Source organism: Streptomyces curacoi, from assembly GCF_001513975.1.
Taxonomy (GTDB): domain Bacteria; phylum Actinomycetota; class Actinomycetes; order Streptomycetales; family Streptomycetaceae; genus Streptomyces; species Streptomyces curacoi.
Window position 1 is genome coordinate 1 of record NZ_KQ948004.1, and the last position, 7,561, is coordinate 7,561.

Here is a 7,561-nt window from a genome sequence, read left to right on the forward strand (position 1 = left end):
CTTCTGTCAGGGCCTCTTAGGCAACTCATCAACGAGACCTTTCGGGCCCGCCGCGAGGCAGCCGATTCCTTCTATGCGTGTAGACCTGGTGAATCGTCCTTCGACATCCCCGATCCGCAGAAGACGGGCAGCTCGTACCGCCAGGACAGGGACTTCCCGTACAAGGTTTCGGACAGCGATCCGGCACAGGTCGTCCTCCTACTCCATCCAGGGCAACGAGATGTCCGCTTCACGGTGGAAGTTGAGTGGGTGTCCGACGGGGAACACGGCAGTGAGACATTGGACAACCATGGGCAGGGCTACCGCGTGATGGGGCAGGGTGATCTTCCTCGGTATTACCAGGAGTTGGAGTAGGCCCACGGCAGTCACAGCAGGTACATGACGCCGTTGAGGCTTACCCAGGGTGCGGTGGCGCCGGTCCGGTTGCCCAGAGCGGCTGGGCTGTTGCTGCGAAAATCGATCTTGAGCGAGAGCGATGTGCTGTTGGCGGCCGAGCAGGCCACCGGCAGAGTGCGCTGCGTTCCGGGCCGGTACCCACATCCGATTCGCAGGCCGCCCGCGATTCCGCAGAAGCCAGTTGCACTGAGAACCACGAGCAGAGCATTCTCACAACACCTGGCAATCGATCAGCTCCACCCAAGATCCACAGACATGCTCAGTGCGACAGGACAACTCCTGTCTGATCGTTCACTCTTCGTAGTGCTGTTCCCGGCCTCGTTCTATGCAGCGGTCCTCTCCAGCTTGATCGTGGAGACGTCGCAGCTGGTCGAGACCGGGGCTCTGCTCCCCGTCCTTGCTGCTCGGGGGTGGGTATGTCGCGTGTGGTCGGCGAAGTCTCGATGAGTCTCCGTCGTGGACGGGAAGATCGACGAGGACCTGGTCTGGTCGACGACGGGTGTCGACGTCTTCGAGCCCTCGACACCGTGGCGCACCTTCCGTTGGTGGTACGGACAGAAGCACTACTCGGGCACGCATTGCTCTTCCACTATGCGTGCCCACGTCGTCTACGAGTCGCGGCTTGAGCTGACACGTCGGCTCTACGCCGACTTCGACCAGGACGTGACGGCCGTCTTCGCCCAGCCCTTTCTCCTCTCCACCACCGTGGACGGGTACCGGCGCCGGCACGTCCCCAACTTCCTCGTGCTGCGTGAGAAGGACGTGCCGCTGGTCGTGGACGTCAAACCGCGGCATCTGCCCACCCGGCCGACAGTGAACTTCGCGCTCGGTTGGGCACGCGAGGTCGTCCTGTCACGAGGCTGGGATTTCGAAGTGCGGTCCGAGCCGCCGGAAACGGAGTTGGAGAACCTGCGCTGCCTAGCGGGCTATCGCCGCGACTGGCTCTTCGACGAGGACCTGCTCGCGGAGATCCGCGAGGCGGATCTGCACGGGGCATCGCTGGGCGAGGCGTTTCGCGCCTTCCCGCACCACCCGGACTGGAAGGTGCGGGCCGCGGTGCTGCGGCTGTTGTGGTGGCAGCACTTCGTGACCGACCTGACGGAGCTGTTGTCCGAGCGCCACGTGCTGCGCCAGGGACCGGCCAGGGGGGTCGGCGCCGGAATCTGCTTGTTGGAACGGGATCTCGACGGCCGGCTCCTGATCCGCAGCGGTCCTGGACACCCGATGCGTCTCACCGCGCTCGGCAGGATGGTCCTTTCCGCCGCGCAGCCGTACGCCGACCAGCTGGGCGACCTTTACGGCCCCCGACATCGCCCGAAGGACAAGCAGCGAGCGGACACGGATGAACCTGCCCACAGAGGCGGCACGCAGGGGCCGCTGAGGGTAGTACGCCCAAAGCGCGAAGACCTCGGGTAGGGGCCGTGTTTCTCGCCAATCGCCAGAGCTTCTCCTGGTTCACGGCGGTCTCCGATTCCTGCAGGTAGCAGGATGCCGGAGGCCGCCCCGTCGTGCTCACCAGGTCAAGAGACCGAACGCACGAGAGGTGACGGAGGACGGCCAACGCCAAGGTCGCAGTGTAACCCCGTGAGTTGAACGGCGGCTGTTGGCCCCGCAGGGGCCGGTGGCTGGTTTGTCGCCGCTGCGGATCGATCACGGTGATGATCCATCAGTTTTTGTCAGTGGCCGCTGCTACACCTTATCCAGGAGGGCAGCCTCATCAGGTTGCCAGGTCACAGGAGGGGAAAGCGTATGCCGTCGGAGGGGTATCACGTCGTCCGTCAGCACATCCGCCGCAATCCGAAATCGCGCGGGAAGAAGCTGGGCGGCTGGACGATCGCCGGGATCGCCGCCTTCGTATGGCTGTGGGGGCAGATCTTCGGGTTCGGGGACGCGGAAGCGGATAAACCGGCCACCCCCGCGCCCTCGGCCTCGGTGTCCGCGTCGTCGCCCCGTTGATGGGGGGCATCCGTGTGCGTCTGCGCAGGCCCCGCGGTCGCCGCGAGCAAGCGGCGGCCGTCCTCGTCGCCGTCGCTGTGACGACCGCGCTCGTCAAGGCGGTCAGCGCCGCGTGGGAGGCGGCGGTCCGGGGGTGGCCCGTGGCGGTGGTGCTCGCCGTCACGGCTCTATCCGGGCTCGCCTGGCGTCAGCTGCAGGGCATGCGCCGGCGCCGGGCCCGGGCCGAGCTGCTCGCGATCCTGCAGATCCCGCTGGAGCGGATCGACGCGCTCGGCGATGCGGAGTTCGAGGACGCGCTGCGGGATCTCCTCATCCGCGACGGCTGGTCGGCCCGGCGGGTCGGACAGAAGGGCGACCAGGCCGCCGACGTCATCGGCCGGCACGCCCAGCGAGGGCGGATCGTGCTGCAGGCCAAGCACACCACGGTCGGCGGCAAGGTCGACTCGAAGGTGATGTACCAGGTCAAGGGGACCGCCGGGCCCGTCCACAAGGCGGATGTCGCGGTCGTGGTCACCAACGGCGGCTTCACCCGGGACGCCAAGGCGTGGGGCGAGCGGCACCAGATCCACTGGGTCGACCGCGAGCGGCTACGGCAGTGGGCCGAGGACGGCGCCCCGCTCCATGAACTGCTGCGGCTGCCCGTCCGCAGACCACGCCGGGCAGCGGTACGCCGCGCGGCATAGAGCTGCCGCAGACAAGCCTGTCGCACAGAGAGAGGGGAAGGGTGTTCGACGAAGACGGGTCGCTGGACCCGGTGCTGAAGTTCATCCTCGGCGCGATCATCACCATCGCCGTCGCCAAGATGGCCTGGCAGTGGCTGACCGAGGACGCGTGGCACTGGGTGAGCGTTGACGTCTGGGGGTGGATCAGCGAGGACGCGTGGGACTGGCTCATGGGGCATCCGTGGTGGTTCGCGCTGATCATCATGGGTAGCCTGGTGCTGCTGTGCTTCGTGATCTTCTCCGATCGCACCGTCTACTTCGACGACAGCGAGGACGAACTGGCGAACGACGCAATCGCCGACGAGCCGGTCACCACGAAGCCGAGGATCCTGACGTTCCGGATGAAGCAGCTCACCGCGATGAGCGCGGACGGCTTCGAGCAGGCGTGCGCCGACCTGCTCTCCCGGGACGGCTTCCTGTGGGCCCGCAGGGTCGGCGGCTCAGGAGACCTGGGCGCGGACGTCGTGGCCTGGGATCCGGACAACAGAAAAGTTGTCATCCAGTGCAAACAGTACGCCGCGCCGGTCGGGTCCGGGGCATTGCAGAAATTCAACGGCACCGCGGTCCCCGAACACGGCGCGGACGTCGCCGTCATTGTCGCGCTCAACGGATTCACCAAGCCCGCAACGGACTTCGCCCAGCGGCATCACATCATGCTCATCGGCCGCCCGGAACTCAAGCGGTGGGCGCATGGCGAGCATCTGTACGCAGTCGTCGAGGAACAGCGCTCCGCCGCATAGACACCCCCGCGCGCAGGCAGCACAGAGCGCTCGACGGTAGATCCCGCACGGGCCCGCGCGGGTGGTGAGCAGCAAGGGCATCAGGAAGAAGACCTGGGTGGCCACGGCCACGAAGCCGGGCTGCGGTGCAAGGTGTTCGCAGACCCCGCGGTATTCGGGAATCGCGACGCCGGTTTCGCTCTCGATCACGAAAGAACTGCTGGGCTTCCGGGCTCAGGCAGCGGCTGCATGACCACATTCCTGCCAGGACAGGGGCGAGCCCGCCCGGATGGGCGGGCCGCCGGTGCTGACGGGGCGGGGTCAGCTGGTGATCTCGATACGCCGGGGCTTGGCCTTTTCGGCCTTGGGGACGGTGAGCACGCCGTCCGTGAGTTCGGCGGTGACGTGCTCTTCATCGGTGTCCTGCGGCAGCGTCACCCGGTAGTCGAACTGGCCGCTGCGCCGGGTGCGGCTGCGCAGCACGCCGGTGCGTTCCTTTTCCTTGATCTCGCCGTGCACGGACAGCTCGCCGGCGTTGATCTCGACGGTGATGTCGTCCTTCTTCACCCCGGGCAGGTCGACCTCGATGACGTAGGCGTCGTCGCTCTCCTCCAGGTCGGCCAGCGGCGCCCACGCATCACCGAGCAGGCCGCCGCCCGGAACGGCGGACTGCCACAGCTGCCCCATCCGCTGGTACAGGTCGTGGAACTCGCGGAACGGGTCCCACACCGCACCGGCCTGCTCGCGTCGTACGGGAAGCGCCATCGCCGATCATCTCCTTCCGAAAGGCTCCCGGCCCGTGGCACGCCACGGCCGGCCTGCGTTCCGGAAGTCCCCCTGACCAGGACCTCCACTACCCATAATCGAGTGCAATACGACTCATATTCCACACGTTCATGTGCGGGAGTGGGCGCATACGAGATCAAGGGGTGAAGGGCAGCGATGAGGCACGACGAGTTTTCTGGCGCGGGTGCGCGAGCGTGGTGAGTACACCGACCAGAAGGAGGCCGAAAAGACCACCACCGCGGTCCTTGAGGTCCCTCTCCCAGCGGATCACGCCAGGTGAGGCGGCGGATGTGGCCGCGCAGCTGCCCGAACCGCCGGCAGGCGGAGAGTTTCGGGGCTGAGGAGTTCTGCCGGCGCGTCGCTGAGCGCGTCGGGGCACGTCCCCGTACGGCCGAGTGGGACGCCAGCGCGGTGCTGTCCACTCTGGCCGATGCCGTCTCCGGCGGGGAGCTGAACCAGATCCTCAGCCAGCTGCCGTCCGGCTACGCCGCTTTGTTCGGCCGGGCGGACCTGTCCGACTGGCCTGCTACCCCGCCTCCGATGGCCGCGCGGCCATCGGGGGGCAAAGCGCCCAGACAGCGCAAGTCACCGGCCTGGTGCGGGTACGGCCATGGAGCCGGACAGCGCCTTATCGCGTGGAGTTCCGGCGTGAACCCCTGATGGAGGAGAGCCGATGGCAGCCCAGAAGGTCCGGGAGATCATGACGACCGCGCCGGTGGCGGTGGGGCCGCAGACCTCGGTGGTCGAAGTCGCCCGCCTGATGCGTGATGAGGACATCGGTGCGGTCCTGGTCGCGCAGAACGAGGAGCTGCGCGGGCTGGTGACCGACCGGGACCTGGTGGTGCGCGTGATGTGCGCGGGCGGGAACATCGAGGCCCGCGCTGTCGCCGACGCGTGCAGCAAGCAGCTGGTCAGCCTGTCCCCCGACGACGACATCAGCCGGGCGGCTGAGCTGATGCGCGAGCACTCCGTGCGGCGTCTGCCGGTGATCGAGGAGGGCCGGCCGGTCGGCATCGTCTCTCTGGGGGATCTGGCTGTCGAACGCGACACCGACTCCGCCCTGGCGGACATCAGCGCCTCCGAGCCCAACGAGTAACAATGTTCCCTCGCGGGCCCGCGGCCCGCGCACCACGGCGTCAGTGGCGCCTGCCCGCTCAGGCTGGGGTGACGTTCTCGGCCTGCGGGCCCTTGGGCCCCTGCGTGACGTCGAAGCGGACCTTCTGGCCCTCGCTGAGCTCCCGGTAGCCACCGCCGGCGATGGCCGAGTAGTGGACGAACACGTCCGGTCCCCCGCCGTCCTGCTCAATGAAGCCGAAGCCCTTCTCCGCGTTGAACCACTTGACCGTGCCGGTGGCCATGGCCTGTCTCCTTCGTTGAGGAACGTGGCGGCGCAGGCAGCCGCGTGCTGCCGCGCCGTACCGTGGATCATTGTGGTCAGCTCAGGCGATGGGAAGCCGAAACGCTGATCGACGCAGCGGTTATCCGGCCGGTGGGACAACGGAACCGTGAGGTCGGTCGGGGGCTGGCGTGCCGTCTGGTCGGGTGCGTGGTCGGGGCGGCCGGGCACACTTTCAGCGATGGAGAGGCTGCTCGCGTGTCATCGCATCGGCCAGCTGCTGGCGGGCCCCACACAGCGCCGTGTCCAATTGGCGGGTGCCCGTGACCACACACAGGGTGTACGTCACGTCCTCAAGCTGGCGCCTGGTTTCCGCACCGCCACCGGACGCCAATCGCCGCCTCAGCGTCTCGCAGCGCTCGACGAGCTCCCGCAGGAGCAAAGGATGCGCCCTCAGCATGACGGCCGCCTCCGTCCTCCCCCGTTCGGACCCACCCCTCCACTCACACGGTCGCAGCCGCCGACGCCAGCCGCACCCGGAAGCCGAGCGGTCCGCCTGGTCATGCTTCCAGGATGCGGCCGGAAGCCCGATTGCGGGATTGTGAATCAGTGGTTCGCGTCTGCGCACGCGGCGCACGGGCACTGTGCGGCTGCACCGCTGGGAGAACGGTGCAGCCGGGAGGACCCGCAGGCTGCACAGGACCCGCGGGCTGCGCAGGCGCCGCCGGGGAATCGGGCCCGCCACCCCGCCCGTCCGGGCGATCATCCTGCGGTCCACCCGCGTGGCCGGCCGCGGCGCGCCAGCATCGCACCACCGGCTCCCCGAACAGCTCATAGACGCTCACCCAGGCAGGCCAGCCACCACGACGGACACCACCGCGATGATCACGGTGGTCACCGCGATGCCGACTATGACCATCCGCCCGTTCCAGGACGCCAGACGCTGCGTCCCGCGTTCGCAACCAACGACACCGTTGTGATCATCGGACTCAGACCGGAGCCAGTAAGCCCCCAGCAAGACTGCAAAAGGCTCCGCGTCACCCTCGCGAGTATCCACGCGATATCCAACGAACGATCAAGGGATCAGAAACAGCCACAGCGCTTGATGCATGCCCAGGGCCGCCACCGGCCGCCGCGGCAGAAAGACCCTTCTGGCAGGGGTGACTACGGCGGTCCACGCCCGGTCGCTCAATCACCGCCCGCTTCGCGCCCCATCGCACATCTGCGGCCGGCCTTCGCCCGCAGCGGAAGTAGACCAGATGTACTGAACAGTTCCCGGACACGGGCACTGGGCACAGGCGGCGCGGACAAAAGAAAACGCGGCCGGAGAAGAATGTCGGAGCTGCCGCCTCCTCCGGCCGCACGAAAAGTGCATCTCCTATCGATGTCCGCGTCGTGATCGCCTTGCCAGGGTTCGGCCGCCCTTACTCACCCTTGGACGACTGCTCATCCTCCGCCGTCGGCGCCTCCGCTTCCTCCGCGGCCTCCGTGCCCGCTTCAGCTGCGGATTGTCCACCTTCAGCCGGGGCGGCTTCGGGCTCCGCCGTCTCGCCGGTCGCAGGAGCCTCCGTCTCCGTGGACTCCGCGGCCTGCGCCGCCTCGCCTGCCGGCTCCTCGCCTTCAGCCGGGGCAACCTCGGATTCCGC

At 67.8% G+C, this 7,561-nt stretch carries 9 protein-coding genes and 3 pseudogenes; 7 read left to right on the plus strand and 5 right to left on the minus strand.

Features of this window, described 5'->3' with window-relative positions:
• Window positions 1-354: pseudogene (locus AQI70_RS39905) on the plus strand (hypothetical protein); the annotation flags it as partial.
• A gap of 11 nt (window positions 355-365) precedes the next feature.
• Here AQI70_RS39905 and AQI70_RS39435 read toward each other — a convergent pair.
• Window positions 366-593, minus strand: a complete 228-nt coding sequence (locus AQI70_RS39435; protein ID WP_159042773.1) for a hypothetical protein — start codon at window positions 591-593, stop codon at window positions 366-368.
• A gap of 259 nt (window positions 594-852) precedes the next feature.
• Here AQI70_RS39435 and AQI70_RS36620 point away from each other — a divergent pair, with 259 nt between their 5' ends.
• The 4 genes from AQI70_RS36620 to AQI70_RS36635 all read left to right on the plus strand — a co-directional run bounded on the left by AQI70_RS36620 (window position 853) and on the right by AQI70_RS36635 (window position 3,814).
• Window positions 853-1,812, plus strand: coding sequence for a TnsA-like heteromeric transposase endonuclease subunit (locus AQI70_RS36620; protein ID WP_063801667.1), 960 nt, complete (start codon window positions 853-855; stop codon window positions 1,810-1,812).
• Between the two features lie 333 nt (window positions 1,813-2,145).
• Window positions 2,146-2,352: a hypothetical protein gene (locus tag AQI70_RS36625; RefSeq protein WP_062156774.1), complete on the plus strand. Its 207-nt coding sequence runs from the start codon at window positions 2,146-2,148 to the stop codon at window positions 2,350-2,352.
• Window positions 2,352-3,035, plus strand: coding sequence for a restriction endonuclease (locus tag AQI70_RS36630; protein WP_062156775.1), 684 nt, complete (start codon window positions 2,352-2,354; stop codon window positions 3,033-3,035). The genes AQI70_RS36625 and AQI70_RS36630 overlap by 1 nt, the downstream gene beginning before the upstream one ends.
• A gap of 41 nt (window positions 3,036-3,076) precedes the next feature.
• The gene (locus AQI70_RS36635) at window positions 3,077-3,814 is read left to right on the plus strand and encodes a restriction endonuclease (RefSeq protein WP_062156776.1); all 738 of its coding nucleotides are present in this window, start codon (window positions 3,077-3,079) and stop codon (window positions 3,812-3,814) included.
• Window positions 3,815-4,114: 300 nt separating this feature from the next.
• Here the strand turns inward: AQI70_RS36635 and AQI70_RS36640 are convergent, their stop codons facing one another.
• Entirely contained in the window at window positions 4,115-4,558 is a 444-nt protein-coding gene (locus AQI70_RS36640) for an Hsp20/alpha crystallin family protein (protein ID WP_062156777.1), read from the minus strand.
• 177 nt (window positions 4,559-4,735) lie between these two features.
• Between AQI70_RS36640 and AQI70_RS36890 the strand changes: the two are divergent.
• A pseudogene (locus AQI70_RS36890) lies at window positions 4,736-5,098 on the plus strand (DUF2267 domain-containing protein); the annotation flags it as partial.
• A gap of 154 nt (window positions 5,099-5,252) precedes the next feature.
• Window positions 5,253-5,675 carry a CBS domain-containing protein gene (locus tag AQI70_RS36650; RefSeq protein WP_062156778.1) on the plus strand — a complete coding sequence of 141 codons (423 nt, stop codon included), beginning with the start codon at window positions 5,253-5,255 and terminating at the stop codon, window positions 5,673-5,675.
• A gap of 58 nt (window positions 5,676-5,733) precedes the next feature.
• On the opposite strand, the gene AQI70_RS36655 is transcribed toward AQI70_RS36650, so the two are convergent.
• From AQI70_RS36655 to AQI70_RS39910, 3 genes and pseudogenes are all read right to left on the minus strand, one after another.
• Window positions 5,734-5,937 (minus strand): cold-shock protein, encoded by a 204-nt coding sequence (locus AQI70_RS36655; RefSeq protein WP_062156779.1) that lies wholly within the window; start codon window positions 5,935-5,937, stop codon window positions 5,734-5,736.
• A gap of 213 nt (window positions 5,938-6,150) precedes the next feature.
• Window positions 6,151-6,750: a DUF5133 domain-containing protein gene (locus AQI70_RS40850; protein WP_341845977.1), complete on the minus strand. Its 600-nt coding sequence runs from the start codon at window positions 6,748-6,750 to the stop codon at window positions 6,151-6,153.
• A 589-nt stretch (window positions 6,751-7,339) separates the two neighbouring features.
• A pseudogene (locus AQI70_RS39910) lies at window positions 7,340-7,561 on the minus strand (hypothetical protein); the annotation flags it as partial.